This window comes from Ruegeria sp. SAZA006, from assembly GCF_059613465.1.
Window position 1 is genome coordinate 102,231 of the sequence record NZ_JBXWSO010000006.1, and the last position, 16,939, is coordinate 119,169.

At 60.3% G+C, this 16,939-nt stretch carries 17 protein-coding genes; 12 read left to right on the forward strand and 5 right to left on the reverse strand.

Features of this window, described 5'->3' with window-relative positions:
- Nucleotides 1-195: 195 nt before the first annotated feature.
- The 4 genes from recA to AC2FNZ_RS07585 all read left to right on the forward strand — a co-directional run bounded on the left by recA (nucleotide 196) and on the right by AC2FNZ_RS07585 (nucleotide 5,364).
- Nucleotides 196-1,260, forward strand: a complete 1,065-nt coding sequence (gene recA / locus AC2FNZ_RS07570; RefSeq protein WP_093962106.1) for a recombinase RecA — start codon at nucleotides 196-198, stop codon at nucleotides 1,258-1,260.
- A 141-nt stretch (nucleotides 1,261-1,401) separates the two neighbouring features.
- On the forward strand, nucleotides 1,402-4,074 hold the full coding sequence (alaS, locus tag AC2FNZ_RS07575; RefSeq protein ID WP_496840094.1) for an alanine--tRNA ligase: 2,673 nt from the start codon (nucleotides 1,402-1,404) through the stop codon (nucleotides 4,072-4,074).
- A gap of 1 nt (nucleotide 4,075) precedes the next feature.
- Nucleotides 4,076-4,363 (forward strand): DUF1330 domain-containing protein, encoded by a 288-nt coding sequence (locus AC2FNZ_RS07580; protein WP_093962104.1) that lies wholly within the window; start codon nucleotides 4,076-4,078, stop codon nucleotides 4,361-4,363.
- 377 nt (nucleotides 4,364-4,740) lie between these two features.
- Complete coding sequence (locus tag AC2FNZ_RS07585; protein WP_170338554.1) at nucleotides 4,741-5,364, forward strand: transglutaminase-like cysteine peptidase; 624 nt, start codon at nucleotides 4,741-4,743, stop codon at nucleotides 5,362-5,364.
- 103 nt (nucleotides 5,365-5,467) lie between these two features.
- Here AC2FNZ_RS07585 and AC2FNZ_RS07590 read toward each other — a convergent pair whose 3' ends face one another.
- The 5 genes from AC2FNZ_RS07590 to AC2FNZ_RS07610 all read right to left on the reverse strand — a co-directional run bounded on the left by AC2FNZ_RS07590 (nucleotide 5,468) and on the right by AC2FNZ_RS07610 (nucleotide 10,327).
- The gene (locus AC2FNZ_RS07590; RefSeq protein ID WP_496840095.1) at nucleotides 5,468-6,007 is read right to left on the reverse strand and encodes a hypothetical protein; all 540 of its coding nucleotides are present in this window, start codon (nucleotides 6,005-6,007) and stop codon (nucleotides 5,468-5,470) included.
- Between the two features lie 827 nt (nucleotides 6,008-6,834).
- On the reverse strand, nucleotides 6,835-8,652 hold the full coding sequence (gene typA / locus AC2FNZ_RS07595; protein ID WP_170338557.1) for a translational GTPase TypA: 1,818 nt from the start codon (nucleotides 8,650-8,652) through the stop codon (nucleotides 6,835-6,837).
- A gap of 74 nt (nucleotides 8,653-8,726) precedes the next feature.
- Nucleotides 8,727-9,062: a DMT family transporter gene (locus AC2FNZ_RS07600; protein ID WP_093962101.1), complete on the reverse strand. Its 336-nt coding sequence runs from the start codon at nucleotides 9,060-9,062 to the stop codon at nucleotides 8,727-8,729.
- 366 nt (nucleotides 9,063-9,428) lie between these two features.
- Nucleotides 9,429-9,674, reverse strand: a complete 246-nt coding sequence (locus AC2FNZ_RS07605; protein WP_093962100.1) for a hypothetical protein — start codon at nucleotides 9,672-9,674, stop codon at nucleotides 9,429-9,431.
- Nucleotides 9,674-10,327, reverse strand: coding sequence for an alpha/beta hydrolase (locus AC2FNZ_RS07610; protein ID WP_496840096.1), 654 nt, complete (start codon nucleotides 10,325-10,327; stop codon nucleotides 9,674-9,676). Before AC2FNZ_RS07610 ends, AC2FNZ_RS07605 begins: the two co-directional genes overlap by 1 nt.
- 178 nt (nucleotides 10,328-10,505) lie before the next feature.
- Between AC2FNZ_RS07610 and iscR the strand changes: the two genes are divergently transcribed.
- The 8 genes from iscR to AC2FNZ_RS07650 are packed head-to-tail and all read left to right on the forward strand — an operon-like array spanning nucleotide 10,506 to nucleotide 16,932.
- A complete protein-coding gene (gene iscR / locus AC2FNZ_RS07615) occupies nucleotides 10,506-10,964 on the forward strand; it encodes a Fe-S cluster assembly transcriptional regulator IscR (RefSeq protein WP_093962098.1) in 459 nt (152 codons plus the stop codon).
- A gap of 56 nt (nucleotides 10,965-11,020) precedes the next feature.
- Entirely contained in the window at nucleotides 11,021-12,064 is a 1,044-nt protein-coding gene (locus AC2FNZ_RS07620; RefSeq protein ID WP_496840097.1) for a cysteine desulfurase family protein, read from the forward strand.
- An 18-nt stretch (nucleotides 12,065-12,082) separates the two neighbouring features.
- Nucleotides 12,083-13,603, forward strand: coding sequence for a Fe-S cluster assembly protein SufB (gene sufB, locus AC2FNZ_RS07625; protein WP_170339113.1), 1,521 nt, complete (start codon nucleotides 12,083-12,085; stop codon nucleotides 13,601-13,603).
- Nucleotides 13,603-13,800, forward strand: coding sequence for a hypothetical protein (locus AC2FNZ_RS07630; protein ID WP_093962095.1), 198 nt, complete (start codon nucleotides 13,603-13,605; stop codon nucleotides 13,798-13,800). The genes sufB and AC2FNZ_RS07630 overlap by 1 nt, the downstream gene beginning before the upstream one ends.
- 48 nt (nucleotides 13,801-13,848) lie before the next feature.
- A complete protein-coding gene (gene sufC, locus AC2FNZ_RS07635; RefSeq protein ID WP_170338566.1) occupies nucleotides 13,849-14,604 on the forward strand; it encodes a Fe-S cluster assembly ATPase SufC in 756 nt (251 codons plus the stop codon).
- A complete protein-coding gene (gene sufD / locus AC2FNZ_RS07640) occupies nucleotides 14,604-15,884 on the forward strand; it encodes a Fe-S cluster assembly protein SufD (protein ID WP_496840099.1) in 1,281 nt (426 codons plus the stop codon). The genes sufC and sufD overlap by 1 nt, the downstream gene beginning before the upstream one ends.
- Nucleotides 15,884-16,369, forward strand: coding sequence for a YIP1 family protein (locus AC2FNZ_RS07645; RefSeq protein ID WP_093962092.1), 486 nt, complete (start codon nucleotides 15,884-15,886; stop codon nucleotides 16,367-16,369). Before sufD ends, AC2FNZ_RS07645 begins: the two co-directional genes overlap by 1 nt.
- Nucleotides 16,366-16,932 carry a Yip1 family protein gene (locus AC2FNZ_RS07650; RefSeq protein WP_170390145.1) on the forward strand — a complete coding sequence of 189 codons (567 nt, stop codon included), beginning with the start codon at nucleotides 16,366-16,368 and terminating at the stop codon, nucleotides 16,930-16,932. Before AC2FNZ_RS07645 ends, AC2FNZ_RS07650 begins: the two co-directional genes overlap by 4 nt.
- Nucleotides 16,933-16,939 lie beyond the last annotated feature (7 nt).

The window sequence follows — 16,939 nt, forward strand, 5'->3', positions numbered from 1 at the left end:
GCAAAGACAGAGCCTTGGGCATGATTGAGCAGTTTCGAGATCAGAATAAACGACTCTTTAACCTCTTCATCCAAAGGTAAGGAATGAAAGTTTTTGTTGAAATGTTCTCTTTTTGATCTCATAAGGAACAAGAGGCGAACAAAGCAGCGATTGCCGCCCGGTGATGGGTGTGACAAAAGGGAAGGCGACAGGACAATGGCGGATCTTCTGACAATGAACGACAAGAAAAACCCCGACAAGCAAAAGGCGCTGGACAGCGCGTTGGCGCAGATCGAGCGGCAGTTCGGCAAGGGCTCGATCATGAAATTGGGCGATGGCGCCCGGCAGGAGATCGAAGCCAGTTCGACCGGTTCACTCGGGCTGGATATCGCCCTTGGCATCGGCGGACTTCCGATGGGTCGGATTGTCGAAATTTACGGCCCGGAAAGCTCGGGCAAGACGACCCTGACCCTGCATTGTATCGCCGAGCAGCAGAAACGCGGCGGCGTCTGTGCATTCGTCGATGCGGAACACGCGCTGGACCCGCAATACGCCCGCAAGCTGGGGGTGGATCTGGACGAGCTGCTGATCTCGCAGCCTGACACTGGTGAACAGGCGCTGGAAATCACCGATACGCTGGTGCGTTCCGGCGCAGTCAACATGGTTGTGGTGGACTCGGTGGCGGCGCTGACGCCGAAATCCGAGCTGGAAGGCGACATGGGCGACAGCAGCGTGGGCGTGCAGGCCCGGCTGATGAGCCAGGCGATGCGCAAACTGACAGGCTCGATCGCCCGCAGCAACTGCATGGTGATCTTCATCAACCAGATCCGCATGAAGATCGGCGTCATGTTTGGCAGCCCGGAAACCACGACCGGGGGCAACGCCCTGAAATTCTACAGCTCGGTCCGCCTGGACATCCGCCGCATCGGCGCGATCAAGGACCGCGACGAGGTGGTCGGCAACCAGACCCGCGTGAAGGTGGTGAAAAACAAGGTGGCCCCGCCGTTCAAGCAGGTTGAATTCGACATCATGTATGGCGAAGGCATCAGCAAGATGGGCGAACTGCTGGATCTTGGCGTCAAGGCTGGAGTGGTCGAAAAATCCGGCTCGTGGTTCAGCTATGGGGATGAGCGGATCGGGCAGGGGCGCGAGAACGCCAAGCAATACCTGCGGGACAACAGTCGGGTTGCGCTGGAAATCGAGGACAAGATCCGCGCCGCGCACGGGCTGGAGTTCGACATGCCGCCCGCGGCGGACGAGGATGATATCCTCGAAGCCTGATCGGAAGATTCGAGTGAAAACTGCCAAGGTGAGCCTTCGGGTTCACCTTGTTTCGTTTGCGGTGCAGCAATCCTGTGGACTATCGGCGGGCAGGGGGCTAAACCGTCGCGATAGATCATGAATGCGCGCTGAGAGAGCCCAATGCCCACGCTGAACGATATCCGCTCAACCTTTCTGAACTACTTTGCCAAACAAGGGCACGAAGTGGTCGCGTCGAGCCCGCTTGTGCCGCGCAACGACCCGACCCTAATGTTCGTCAACTCGGGCATGGTACAGTTCAAGAACCTGTTCACTGGCCTTGAGACACGCGACTACACACGTGCCACTACGGCGCAGAAATGCGTGCGCGCCGGCGGCAAGCACAACGACCTGGACAATGTCGGCTACACGGCCCGCCACCACACGTTCTTCGAGATGCTGGGCAACTTCTCGTTTGGCGACTATTTCAAATCAGAAGCGATTCCGTTCGCTTGGGAGCTGATCACCAAGGAGTTCGGGATCGACAAGAACCGTCTGCTGACGACCGTCTATCATACCGATGACGAGGCGTTTGAGATCTGGAAGAAAGTCGGCGTTCCCGAAGACCGGATCATCCGCATCGCCACCAGCGACAATTTCTGGCAAATGGGCCCGACCGGCCCCTGCGGCCCCTGTACCGAGATCTTCTATGATCATGGCGACCACATTTGGGGCGGACCTCCGGGATCGGCCGAGGAAGACGGTGATCGCTTCATCGAGATCTGGAACATCGTTTTCATGCAGAACGAGCAGTTCGACGACGGCTCGATGCGCGAACTGGACATGCAGTCGATCGATACCGGCATGGGGCTGGAACGGATCGGCGCGTTGCTGCAGGGCAGCCATGACAACTATGATACCGACCTGTTCAAGACACTGATCGAGGCCTCGGCCGAAGTCACGCATGTGGACCCCTATGGCGATCAGAATGTGCACCATCGGGTGATTGCCGACCACTTGCGGTCGACCTCTTTCCTGATTGCTGACGGGGTCATGCCTTCGAATGATGGTCGCGGATATGTCCTGCGCCGGATCATGCGCCGGGCCATGCGCCACGCGCATCTTCTGGGCGCCAAGGATCCGGTCATGCACAAGCTTGTTCCGACACTGGTTCAATTGATGGGCGCGCAGTATTCCGAACTGGGTCGTGCTCAGGCTCTGATCGAAGAGACGTTGTTGTTGGAGGAAACCCGGTTCAAGCAGACGTTGGACCGGGGCCTCAAACTGCTGGATGACGAAGTGGCGGGCCTGCCGGACGGGGCGCCGCTACCCGGGGATGCCGCCTTCAAGCTGTATGACACCTATGGCTTCCCGCTTGATCTGACACAGGATGCCCTGCGCGAAAAAGGCCGGTCGGTTGATACCGACGGGTTCGACACCGCCATGGCCGAGCAGAAGGCGAAGGCGCGCGCCGCTTGGGCAGGTTCGGGCGAAGCAGCAGATCAGGCGGTCTGGTTCGACATACTGGACGCAAGCGGTGCGACCGATTTCTTGGGTTACGAAACCGAAATGGCTGAGGGCCAAGTTATGGCCCTGGTGGTCGACGGCGACCTTGTGGACCGTATCGAGCAGGGTGGATCCGGCTGGGTGGTCGTAAACCAGACTCCCTTCTACGGCGAGGCTGGTGGCCAGGTCGGTGACTCCGGCAGCATCCGCCGTCTTGAAGATCGCACCCAGAGCGCGACGGTCGAAGATACCCGGAAGTTTGCCGATGGCAAGGTCTATGCACACAAGATCGTCGTGGACAGCGGTGCGGTAGCCAAAGGTGATGCCGTCGAACTCGAAGTCGATCACGGCCGGCGCTCGGCCATTCGAGCGAACCACTCGGCAACGCACCTGCTGCACGAAGCGCTGCGCGAAACGCTTGGCGATCATGTTGCACAGCGCGGATCGTTGAATGCTGCCGACCGTCTGCGGTTTGATTTCAGCCACGCCAAGGCGCTGACACGGGCTGAGTTGCAGACCGTTGAACGCGAAGTGAATGAGTTCATCCGTCAGAACTCGACGGTCGAAACCCGTATCATGACCCCGGACGATGCCCGCGCGTTGGGGGCACAGGCGTTGTTCGGCGAAAAATACGGCGACGAAGTCCGGGTCGTCTCGATGGGCAAGGCTCAGACCGGCAAGGGCCATGACGGCCAAACTTGGTCGATCGAACTGTGTGGTGGCACGCATGTGCGCCAGACTGGTGATATCGGGACCTTTGTCATTCTGGGTGACGGCGCAAGCAGCGCGGGTGTGCGGCGGATCGAGGCTCTGACCGGGGACGCTGCATTGCGGTATTTGACCGAGCAGGATCGGCGCCTTGGCCAGATTGCTGCCGAGTTGAAGGCGCAGCCGGATGATGTCGTTGATCGCATCAAAGCTCTGCTGGACGAGCGCAAATCCTTGCAGAACGAAGTGGCGCAGTTGCGCCGCGATCTGGCGATGGCCGGTGGAGCCGGTCAAGGCGGCGGCGCTGAGGCCAAAGAGATCAATGGCGTCAAGTTCTTGGCACAGGCTCTGAATGGTGTGTCGGGCAAGGATCTGCCGGCCCTCATTGATGAGCACAAAGCGCGGCTGGGATCGGGCGCCGTTCTTCTGATCGCCGACACGGGGGGCAAGGCTGCAGTCGCCGCCGGTGTCACAAGCGACCTGACGCAGTCGATATCGGCCGTCGATCTGGTCAAGGCTGCGGTGCAGGAACTGGGCGGCAAGGGCGGCGGCGGGCGTCCCGACATGGCGCAGGGCGGTGGTCGCGACGCCGCCAACGCCGCGGCGGCCATCAAGGCCGCGGAAGAGGTTTTGGGAGGATAAGATGCCAGCACTCTGGATAGCACATGTCACGGTTACTGATGCCGAAGCTTATGGCAAATACGCCGAGCTTGCCGGCCCGGCCATTTCCAAACACGGGGGCACGTTCATTGCCCGTGCAGGACGCTACGTCCAATTGGAAGGCAAAGAGCGGCCCCGCAATGTCGTGGCCAAGTTCCCGTCGGTTGAAGCCGCCGTCGCCTGTTACAACTCGGCTGAATACCAAGAAGCCCTGAGCCACGCCCGGGGCGCAAGCGAGCGCGAATTGCTGGTCGTCGAAACGACCGAGTGAGAATCAGCCGGAGCCGGTTTTGGATCGGCTCCGGAACCCGCTTTGGATGACGCAACGTCAGACAAAGTTGCGACGCCGATCCGGGAATTGGGCCAAAATTGTTCCGGTGATCACGTCCCGCAATAAAATTTCCGCATGTTTTCAAATGGTTGAGCCTTTTTGTGGCGGTGAAATTATGACGTTCTACCTCTAATTGTGTCAGGCTTCGCCATTTTCTTGCGCAGAAAAGGTCATATTGAGTTACGAATTTCCGCCGTTTTTTGCCGACAACCTGACCGAGGATTGCCAGAGCCAGTCTGTTAACGGATAGTTTCCAAAAGCAGAATATGGTCCTCAGAAGCGGCAGTCAGTCGAACGTATGGGATCGAGGGACAGGCATGAATCGGGTTTTGGACAGGTTCAACGCAGTGGCAAGTCGCGCAGCCAGAAAGGCCACATTGGCTCTGGGTGTGTTGGGAGTGATCGGCGGTGCCGTTCTTACGACAGGACAAGCCAGCGCTTCAGAGACAGCTTTCATTTCGGGATTTTCGGCTTCGCCACCGCCGTCGGGCGCACGGACACTGTGCCGACAGTATGCGTGGGCCTGTGCGAACAAGAAATCGGTTTCGCTGCCCAGCCATCAGGAGCTGCGACTGGTCAAGCAAATCAATGCCCAGGTCAATGCGACAACGCGTGAGGTCACGGATCAGGTGCAGTACAAGACGCGGGAGCGTTGGGCCCTGCCAACATCGCGCGGCGGTGATTGCGAGGATTTTGCGCTGCTGAAAAAGCGTGACCTGATCAAGGCTGGAATTGATCCCAACAAGCTTTTGCTGGCGACCGTGCTGGACACCCGTCGCGGACCTCACGCGGTTCTGGTTTACCGCTCCAATCAGGGTGATCTCGTACTGGACAACCTGACCAATCGGATCAAGCCCTGGTCGGCTACACGCTATTTGTTCCTGCGGATGCAGGACCCGAAACAGCCCCAGCGTTGGGTTGGGATCTACGGGCGGAGCTGAGAAGCAACAGAGAATTTAAGTTTCTTGGAGCCTCCAGCAAAAAAGGGCGATGAATTCATCGCCCTTTGTCATTTGTATGCCAGATTGCCATTGAAACGTGGCATCACGCCCAAAGGCGGTTAGTCCTCGTCGTTGTTGGCGTTGTTGCCCTGACCAGGGCTTGCGCCTTCCGATCCATTTCCACCGCCATTATTACCGTTAACGCCGCCGCCGTTACCGTTGCCGCCGCCGTTACCGTTGCCGCCGCCGTTACCGTTGCCGCCGCCGTTACCGTTGCCGCCGCTTGAGCTGCCACCGTCGCCGCCGCCCGAGCCGCCATCACCCGAGCCGCCGCCGTCACCGCCGTCGCCACCGCCCGAGCCGCCATCGCCGGAGCCGCCGCCGTCACCGCCGTCGCCACCACCAGAGCCGCCGTCACCAGATCCACCGCTGGAGCTACCGCCGCTTGAGCTGCCACCACCATCGCCGGACCCACCGCTGGAGCTGCCGCCACTCGAGCTGCCACCGCCATCGCCGGACCCGCCGCTGGAGCTGCCTCCGCTGGAGCTTCCACCATCGCCAGAACCGCCGCTGGAGCTGCCTCCGCTGGAGCTTCCACCATCGCCAGAACCGCCGCTGGAGCTGCCGCCGCTGGAGCTGCCACCGCCGTCGCCGGACCCACCACTGGAGCTGCCGCCGCTTGAGCTACCACCGCTGGAGCTACCACCGCTGGCGCTACCACCGCTGGAGCTACCACCGCTGGAGCTGCCACCACTGGAGCTACCGCCTGAACCTCCCGGAGGTGCCGCCGGTGGAGGATTGCCACCACTGGAACCGCCTCCACTGGAGCTGCCACCGCTGGAGCTACCGCCGCTGGAGCTACCACCGCCTGAGCTCCCGCTCTGTTCCGAAGGGCCGTCGCCGGATCTTTGATCAACCGTACCAATCGACGCGGTCGGGAAATCCGTCAGTACGGCCGCAAAGGCAGGACAGGTCTGCAAAGTGCGGGCAAGAATGTCTTCGAAATCGGCACGACGCTGGATGTAACGCAGCATCCGTGCATCCACGACCGTACAGGCACACAGGGTTTCTGTGGAAACCGACTGCCGGGCTGTCTGGATCGTACACTTGTCCGCGGCGACAACAGGTCCACCGGACATCAGAGGCAATGAAGCTGAAGCAAATACTATTGTCAGTAGACGGGATTTGATGCGCATATCGCGCCTCCTTAAACTCGTTAAACTCATCACCGAACAACCTGGCGATGACACACTTTGAACACAAATACACCCCTATCACGTCGCATTTTCAAGGGCAACACCGCGATAGCGATGCGGAATTAACTCATCTTATGGACGAAATTGCAGGTAAAACAAAAGGGAAGCCATGAACCATTCATGGCTTCCCTGAGAAAACACCGTTTCAGATGGACGCAAAAATGTCACATTCGCGCCATTGTTTCCGACCCGTTCAAAATCGAACGGACCGAAGTCAGGCTGACTTGGCCATGCGCTTGCGTTCGTGCGGGTCAAGGAACCGCTTTCGCAGCCGGATCGCGTTCGGAGTTACTTCGACCAGCTCATCGTCGTCGATGTAGGCGATGGCCTCCTCCAGCGAGAACTGGACATGTGGTGTCAGGCGAACGGCATCGTCCGAACCGCTGGCCCGCACGTTGGTCAGTTTCTTGCCTTTCAGCGGGTTCACCTCAAGGTCATTATCCCGCGAGTGTTCGCCGATGATCATACCCTGGTACACATCGGTCTGGGGGCCGACGAACATCCGCCCACGCTCCTCCAGGTTCCATAGCGCATATGCGACGGCCTGGCCGTTCTCCATCGAGATCAGAACGCCGGCGCGGCGGCCGGGGATCGGGCCCTTGTGCGGTGCCCAGCCGTGGAACACGCGGTTCAGAACGCCGGTCCCGCGGGTGTCGGTCAGGAATTCACCGTGATAGCCAATCAGACCGCGCGACGGTACATGCGCGATAATGCGGGTTTTGCCAACGCCTGCGGGGCGCATCTCAACCAACTCGCCCTTGCGCGCGCCTGTCACCTTTTCGATGACTGCGCCCGAGAATTCGTCATCCACGTCGATGGTGACTTCCTCGATAGGCTCCAGGCGTTGGCCGTCTTCCTCGCGGAACAGAACCTGCGGACGCGAGATGCTGAGTTCGAACCCTTCGCGACGCATGTTCTCGATCAGAACGCCCATCTGCAATTCACCGCGGCCCGCGACCTCGAAGGCTTCGCCGCCGGGGGTGTCCGTGATCTGGATGGCCACGTTCGATTCGGCCTCTTTCATCAGGCGGTCGCGGATGACGCGCGACTGGACCTTCTTGCCGTCCCGCCCCGCCAGCGGCGAGTCGTTGATGCCGAAGGTCACCGTGATGGTCGGCGGGTCGATCGGCTGGGCGGGCAGGGCCTCATCCACCTGGGGCGCCACCAGCGAATCCGCAACGGTGGCCTTGCTCATGCCTGCGATGGTTACGATGTCGCCCGCTTCGGCGACGTCGATCGGTTGCTGGCTGAGACCACGGAAGGCCAGGATCTTGGTGGCCCGGAAATTCTCGATCAGCTTGCCGTCACGGCTGAGCGCTTTGAGGCTGTCACCCGCTTTGAGTGTGCCGCTTTCCACACGGCCGGTCAGAATGCGACCGATGAACGGGTCGCTGCCCAGCGTGGTCGCCAACATGCGGAAGGGTTCATCCTTGCGCTCAGCTTGTTTGGGGGCGGGAACGTGGTCGACTACCAGATCGAACAGGGCGGACAGGTCCTTGCGTGGGCCGTCCAGTTCCATGTCGGCCCAGCCCGACCGCCCCGAGGCATACATGGCGGGGAAATCCAACTGGTCATCGTCGGCGCCGAGGTTGGCGAACAGGTCAAAGCACTCGTCCAGCGCGCGGTCGGGCTCGGCATCAGGCTTGTCGACCTTGTTCAGCACCACGATCGGACGCAGACCCAGCGCCAGCGCCTTCGAGGTCACGAATTTCGTCTGGGGCATCGGGCCTTCGGCGGCATCGACCAGCAGCACGACGCCGTCAACCATGCTGAGAATACGCTCGACCTCGCCACCGAAGTCGGCGTGGCCGGGGGTGTCAACGATGTTGATGCGCGTGCCTTTCCACTCGACACTGGTGGCTTTGGCCAGAATGGTGATGCCGCGTTCACGTTCGAGATCGTTGCTGTCCATGGCACGCTCGGCCACGGCCTGGTTTTCCCGGAATGCACCGGATTGTTTCAGTAGCTCGTCCACCAGGGTCGTTTTGCCGTGGTCCACGTGAGCGATGATTGCGATGTTGCGCAGGTCCATGAGGTCAGCCTTTGAACGGGAAGTTGCCGCGCGCATAACGCGGCGCGGCACAAGTTACCAGCCCTAACGCGCGATCAGTGGCCCGCAGTCTGCGAAAAGAGGTGGATGACCAGAATGCCGCCTAGAATCATCGCAAGGCCCAGAACCGCGGGCCAGTCCAGCCGTTGGCCAAAAACCACAAAGCCGATCAGCGCAATCAGAGCGATGCCAAGCCCGGACCAGATTGCATAAACGATGCCGACGGGCATTACCTTCAGCGTCAGCGCCATCAGGTAAAAGGCAAACCCATAGCCCACCACCACCAGCACCGAGGGCCAGAACCGGGTGAATTGCTGGCTGGCCTGCAGTGCGGTCGTTCCGATTGTCTCGGCAATAACAGCGAGAAGGAGGATCAGGTAGGCTTGGGGCATGGTTCTTGAACCCTTGATGCATCTGCTGCGACGTTGAGCACAGAATTCAGAAACGGCGCAAGGAAATTCAGGCAGTCGCCCCTTTCGTTGGTTCACCTAGGGTCAGGTAAACCCGACTATGGCAAGGCCATAAAGCGTGTAAACTAATACACGTTTTCGATTACTTTTTTAACGAGTGTGTTTCATGACGACATTTGCAAAAACGGTCGTATTTGCTTCGGCAATAATCGTGGCGATTGGGTGGCTTGCTGACGGGGGGTCCGTCGATACTGACGCAGCCAAATTGGTTGATAGGTCAAGCGCAACAACAGTTTGAACGCCACGAATGAAACGAAAAAGGAGCCCGCGGGCTCCTTTTTTGTGCGCCTATTGCTTTTCGATCGCCTTCACTTTGGACCGGTGATCCGACAGCCTCTTGATCAGGAATTGCCGCGCCTTGCGCTCGGCCAACCGGACGCGGATTTCGGTAAGGAAAGCCTCCTCAAGCGATTGGGAGGCTGCGCCCAGCACGTCACCGACTTCGACGTAGAACCGATCCTGGCCGGTTTCGTCCATGACCTTCATCGTATCCTCGGCCAGTTTCGCCGCGAGAATGGTGATGGTGTCGGACATCAGCGTGTGTTCTCGGTCAGGCGGCGTTTGACGTAGTCGTTCACGTTGGTCATCAGCGTATCCATGTGCCCACCCTGGAAGAAGTGGTCGGCTCCTTCAACCTCGGTATGGGTGATGGTGATACCCTTCTGTTCGTGCAGTTTTCCGACCAGTGCGGTGGTGTCCGCCGGCGGTGCTACACGGTCGGCCGTCCCGTTGATGATCAGCCCGGACGAGGGGCAGGGGGCAAGGAACGAAAAATCATACATGTTCGCGGGCGGCGACACGCTGATGAAGCCGGTGATCTCGGGGCGACGCATCAGCAACTGCATGCCGATCCAGGCTCCGAACGAAAAGCCCGCAACCCAGCAGTGTTTCGAGTTGTTGTTCATCGACTGCAGATAGTCCAGCGCCGATGCTGCGTCGCTGAGTTCTCCGACGCCCTGGTCATACTCGCCCTGGCTGCGGCCGACGCCCCGGAAATTGAAGCGCAGGACCGTAAAGCCCATGTTGTAGAACGCGTAGTGCAGGTTGTAGACGACCTTGTTGTTCATGGTCCCGCCGAACTGGGGGTGCGGGTGCAGCACGATGGCGATCGGTGCGTCTTTTTCCTTTTGGGGGTGGTAACGGCCTTCCAGTCGGCCTTCAGGTCCGGGAAAAATCACCTCGGGCATGTGTGCGGTTGTCCTGTCTTTTTCTCGCGGGCGCCGGGATATACTTGACGGTTATCGTCAGGCACCTTAGAACGGTTCTAATTGAGTATCGCAGCGTGAACACGCTGTCAGTCGGAGATACGCACTGACCGCGGCGACGTCAATGTTTTCACGCGGTTCAAGCGACGAGGATCGAAGAATGAAGCTGTCAACCAAGGGCCGTTACGCGATGGTTGCGTTGGCGGACATCGCGCTTCAGCCCGCCGACACGCTGGTGACCCTGGGAGAGATTTCCGAGCGTCAGGACATTTCGCTGCCCTATCTGGAGCAGCTGTTCGTCAAGCTGCGCCGTGCCGATCTGGTTGCATCCGTGCGCGGGCCGGGCGGCGGCTATCGTTTGGCGCGGCCGGCGTCGGAGATCCGCGTGGTCGAGATTCTGTCAGCCGTGGATGAAACAGTTGATGCTATGCACAAGGGGGCCGGGGCTTCGGGGGGATCCTCGGGCAGCCGAGCGCAGTCGTTGACCAACCGCCTGTGGGAAAGTCTCAGCGCGCATGTCTACGTGTTCCTGCACCAGACACGCTTGTCCGATGTGATCCAGAACGACCTTGCGCCGTGTCCAGCGGTGCCTGGGCTGTTCTCGGTCGTGGATGATTGACCGGTGAGTGGATTGGGAATCTCGAAGGGTGTGGCCGTGGATGAAAAGGTGAGTCCATGAGACGTGTTTACCTGGATCACAACGCCACGACCCCGCTGCGCCCCGAGGCACGCGACGCGATGATCGCCGCGATGGAGGTCTGCGGGAACCCGTCCTCGGTGCATGCCGAGGGGCGAGCGGCCAAGGCCGTCATCGAAAAGGCGCGTGCGCAGGTGGCCGCGGCCTTTGGGGCGGAAGGGGCCGATATCGTGTTCACATCCGGGTCGACGGAAGGCGCGGCGCTGGCCTTGGAGGGGCGAGACCTGCATGGCGCGGCGATCGAACATGATGCCGTAAGGGCTTGGATCGTCGAGGATCTACCGGTTTCGAGCCAAGGCGTTGTCACCGTGGCCGACCCGGCCCGGTCCACGTTGCAGCTCGCCAATTCTGAAACCGGAATCATTCAGGCCTTGCCCAAGGGACTGGCTGTCACAGATGCCACGCAGGCGTTCGGGAAACTGCCGATCGCCTTCAACTGGCTGGATGTGCAGATGGCGTTGGTCTCGGCGCACAAGATGGGCGGGCCAAAGGGTGTGGGCGCGGTGGTGACGAAACGCGGCACCGATCTGGAGGCCCGGATCAAGGGCGGTGGCCAGGAAATGGGGCGCCGGTCGGGGACGGAAAATGTCATTGGAATCGCGGGGTTTGGCGCTGCGGCTGAAGCGGCGGCGCGGGATCTAGCAAACGGGATTTGGGAAAAGGTTGCAGAACTTAGAAATATTCTAGAAAAGGCCCTTGAGGCTGGTTCTAAATCTACTATTTTTGTCGGGAAAGATCAGGATCGGTTGCCCAACACCCTGTGCTTTGCGACGCCCGGCTGGAAGGGCGAAACGCAGGTGATGCAGATGGATCTGTCGGGCTTTGCGATCAGCGCCGGTTCGGCCTGCTCCAGCGGCAAGGTGAGGGCAAGCGCGGTACTGACCGCGATGGGATATGACGAGGCCACGGCAGCCAGCGCGGTACGCGTTTCGCTGGGCCCCGAGACGAGTGAAGAAGACGTGCTGCGTTTCGCCGAGACGTGGCTGGAAAAAGAGAAAAAGCATCGCGCGCGGGCCGCGTGATCTGACGGAGGGTGGAACATGGCCGCTTTGGACCAGACCCAGGTAAAAGAAGGTGTCGATCAGGAAACCGTTGACGCGGTACGCGAGGTCGGAACCTACAAATACGGGTGGGATACGGATATCGAGATGGAGTATGCGCCCAAGGGCGTGAACCCCGATATCGTCAAGCTGATCTCGGAAAAGAACGAAGAGCCCGAGTGGATGACCGAATGGCGTTTGAAGGCCTTCGAGCGCTGGACCCAGATGGAAGAGCCCAAATGGGCCATGGTCCACTATCCTGAAATCGACTTTCAGGACCAGTATTACTATGCCCGGCCCAAGTCGATGGAGACCAAGCCCAAGTCGCTGGACGAGGTCGATCCCAAGCTGCTGGCCACTTACGAAAAGCTGGGTATCCCGCTGAAAGAGCAGATGATTCTGGCAGGCGTCGAAGGCGCCGAGGATGCCCCGGCCGAGGGCCGCAAGGTCGCCGTGGATGCGGTGTTCGACTCGGTTTCGGTGGGTACGACCTTCCAGGCCGAGCTGAAGAAGGCCGGCGTCATCTTCTGCTCGATCTCCGAGGCGATCAAGGAACACCCCGAACTGGTCAAGAAATACCTGGGCTCGGTTGTTCCGGTGTCGGACAATTTCTATGCCACGCTGAACTCGGCCGTGTTCTCGGACGGCTCGTTCGTCTATGTGCCGCCCGGCGTGCGCTGCCCGATGGAGCTGAGCACCTATTTCCGCATCAACGCAGAAAACACGGGGCAGTTCGAGCGGACGCTGATCATCGCCGACAAGGGCTCGTACGTGTCCTATCTGGAAGGCTGTACCGCGCCGCAGCGTGATACCGCGCAGCTGCACGCCGCAGTGGTCGAAATCATCGTCGAAGAAGATGCCGAGGTAAAATACTCGACCGTTCAGAACTGGTTCCCGGGGGATGAGAACGGCAAGGGCGGCATCTACAACTTCGTGACCAAGCGCGCCGATTGCCGAGGCGACCGGTCCAAGGTGATGTGGACGCAGGTCGAGACCGGCAGTGCCGTGACCTGGAAATACCCGTCCTGCATCCTGCGAGGCGATGACAGCCAGGGCGAGTTCTATTCGATCGCCATCACCAACAACATGCAGCAGGCCGATACCGGCACCAAGATGATCCATCTGGGCAAGAACACCAAGTCGCGTATCGTGTCCAAGGGCATCAGCGCGGGCAAGGCCCAGAACACCTATCGCGGGCTGGTGTCGATGCACCCCAAGGCCAAGAACAGCCGCAACTATACCCAGTGCGACAGCCTGCTGATCGGCGACAAATGCGGGGCGCACACCGTTCCGTATATCGAGGTCAAGAATAACAGCAGCCGGGTCGAGCACGAGGCCACCACCTCGAAAGTCGATGACGATCAGCTGTTCTATTGCCGCCAGCGCGGCATGGACGAGGAAGAGGCCGTGGCGCTGGTGGTCAACGGGTTCTGCAAGGACGTGCTGCAGGCGCTGCCGATGGAGTTTGCCATGGAAGCCCAGCAACTGGTCGCGATCTCGCTGGAAGGCTCGGTCGGCTGATGGCTCGCTCGCCGCGCAACCGCAGGGATGATGCGTTGACCGCAGCGTCTTATGCACTGCCGGTTCTGGGCGGCTTGCTGGGCGTGGCCTATGTCAACGTCAACTACACCGATTTCATCAACCCGGTCTGGGCAATCGGCGGCGGGGCGGTCCTGGGATGGATCGCGGCGCGGCTGCTGCGCAGAGTGCTGGGATAGGGACAAACCGGGGCCGGCGCGTCCCGACGATACGCAAAAGGAAAAAACATGCTGGAAATCAAGAACCTGCACGTCAAACTTGAGGAAGAGGAAAAGCAGATCCTCAAGGGCGTGGACCTGACGGTCGAGGCCGGCAAGGTACACGCGATCATGGGGCCGAACGGCTCGGGCAAGTCGACGCTCAGCTATGTGCTTTCGGGCCGTGACGGGTATGAGGTAACCGAGGGTTCGGCGACTCTGGATGGCGCCGACCTGCTGGAGATGGAGCCGGAAGAGCGTGCCGCCGCCGGCGTGTTCCTCGCGTTCCAATACCCGGTCGAAATCCCGGGCGTGGGCAACATGACCTTCCTGCGCACCGCCGTGAACGCCCAGCGCAAGGCGCGCGGCGAAGAGGAACTGTCGGCCGCCGACTTCCTCAAGCTGATCCGCGAAAAGGCCAAGTCGCTGAAGATCGACGCCGACATGCTGAAACGCCCCGTGAACGTGGGCTTCTCGGGCGGTGAGAAGAAGCGCAACGAAATCCTGCAGATGGCGATGCTGGAACCCAAGATGTGCATCCTGGACGAGACCGACTCGGGCCTTGACGTGGATGCGATGAAGCTGGTGGCCGAGGGCGTGAACGCGCTGCGCGACGAAGGCCGCGGGTTTCTGGTGATCACGCACTATCAGCGCCTGCTGGACCACATCAAACCCGACGTGGTGCACATCATGGCCGATGGCCGGATCGTCAAGACCGGCGGGCCTGAGCTTGCGCTGGAGGTCGAAAACAACGGTTACGCCGACATTCTTGCCGAGGTGAACTGATGGCCTTGCCCGATGTGAAACAATCCGCGACCGAGGCGCGGCTCGCCACGCTGCGCATGCCCGAAGCGGGCTGCACCCGCGAAGCGCGTGAGGCGGCCCTGGCCCGGCTGCGCGCCATGGGTCTGCCCGGGCGGCGCGACGAGTATTGGAAATACACGCGTCCCGATACGCTGATCTCGCCCGAGGTTCCGGTGGCCGAGGTATTCCACACCGACGAGCCGATGGTCTTTGACGGGTTTGACCGCTTGAAGATCGTCTTCGTCGATGGCGTATTCAGCCCCGAGGACAGCGATGATCTGACGCTGGAAGGCGTGAGCATCGACCGGCTTGAGGATATCTGCTGCAAGGACATCCACTGGGCCAAGCAGCTGTATGGTGTTCTGGAAGAAAGGGGCCAAACCCCGGTTCAGCGCCCGCTCGCGGCCATGAACACCGCCTTTGCGCAGGACGGCGTGGCGATTCATGTGACCGGCAAACCGTCCAAGCCGATCAGCCTGATCTATCGCCACGACTCCGAGACCTCGGACGCAATCCTGCACCACGTGATCCGCGTGGAAAGCGGCGCCGAGGTGACGATTCTGGAGAATGGCCCGGCGGCCTCGCGGTTCAACAAATGCATCGAGATCGACATCGCCGATGGCGGCACGCTGCACCATGTCCGGGCGCAGGGCAGGGACCATCAGCGCCGCGCCGCGACGCATATGTTCACCCGGTTGGGCAAGGAATCCGTTTATAAATCCTTTACCCTGACCGTGAATGGTGTGCTGACGCGCAATGAACAGGTGGTCGAGCTGACCGGCGACGATGCGGTGGCGCATGTGGCCGGTGCCTGTGTGGGCGATGGCGACTTCCACCATGACGACACGGTGTTCATCACCCATGACGCGGTGAACTGCGAAAGCCGTCAGGTGTTCAAGAAGGTTCTGCGCAACGGCGCGACCGGCGTATTCCAGGGCAAGATCCTGGTCAAGGAAGGCGCCCAGAAGACCGACGGTTACCAGATCAGCCAGTCTTTGCTGTTGGATGACGACAGTCAGTTTCTGGCCAAGCCCGAGCTTGAGATCTATGCCGATGACGTGGCCTGTTCGCACGGCTCGACCTCGGGTGCGATCGACGAGACCGCGATGTTCTACCTGCGCTCGCGCGGGGTTCCGGCCAAGGACGCGACCAACATGCTGACGCTGGCCTTTTTGGCAGAAGCCGTGGAAGAGATCGAAGACGAAGCGCTGGCCGAGGACATCGTCTCGCGGCTGGAAGGCTGGTTGGCGCGGCACAGCTGATGCCGGTGACCACCGATATCGTCGCCTCGTATCGCGGGCCCGGTCGAGTTGTGCGTCGACTTCTGGACATGGGCCCGCGCGAAGACCGCGCGCTGGCCTTTGTCATGGCGTTCTGTGTGATTGGCTTTATCGCACAGTTGCCGGGCCTTGCGCGCCGTGCCCATCTTGAGGGGCTGGACCTGAACATGCTGATGGGTGGGGCCCTGCTGGGGTCGGTCTTCATTCTGCCGTTGCTGTTTTACGTCCTTGCATGGGGAACTCACCTGATTTCTCGCATGTTCGGCGGTGCAACCACGTCCTATCAGGCGCGGCTTGCGCTGTTCTGGGCTTTGCTCGCCTCATCACCGCTGGTGTTGTTGAACGGGCTGGTGGCTGGTTTCATCGGTCCGGGCCCTGTCCAGACACTGACCGGAGCCCTTTGGGTTGCGGTATTCGTCTGGTTCTGGTTTTCCGGGTTTTCTCAAACACGAAGGGCGCGGGCATGAACGCCGCATTTCTGGGACATCTGGCCGTTCTGACATTGGCAAATCCGGCCGAGGCGGCAAGGCGTCTGTTGGCCGGAGTACCCGGTCGGGATGTGCTTTGGACAGCGCTGGCATTGGTCGTTGTCCTGAACGCTTTGTCTCAATCACTATCGACCCTTGTGTTTCCGGCGCTTGATCCATCGCTGGATATGGCGTTTGAACCGGTCGTGCAGTCGTTGGCGACTTCGGCCGGAGCCGTTCTCTTGGGCATCTTCGCGTTTCATTTTGTCGGCAGGATGATTGGCGGCACCGGCAGCCTGGACGGTATGATGCTGCTGATGGTCTGGCTGCAATTCCTGCAGATTCTGGGCCAATTGATCATCTTCGTCATGGTGATGGTCGCGCCGACGATGTTCCTGATCCTCGTATTGGGGATGAGCCTGTACAGCCTCTACATCAGCCTGCATTTCATCAATCAGGCGCACCATTTCGACTCGCTGGGCAAATCCTTTGTGGTCATCCTCATCTCGGGATTGCTGGCGATACCTTTCGTCCTGTTGATGACCCCAAGCGGGCCTGTTTAGGGAATTC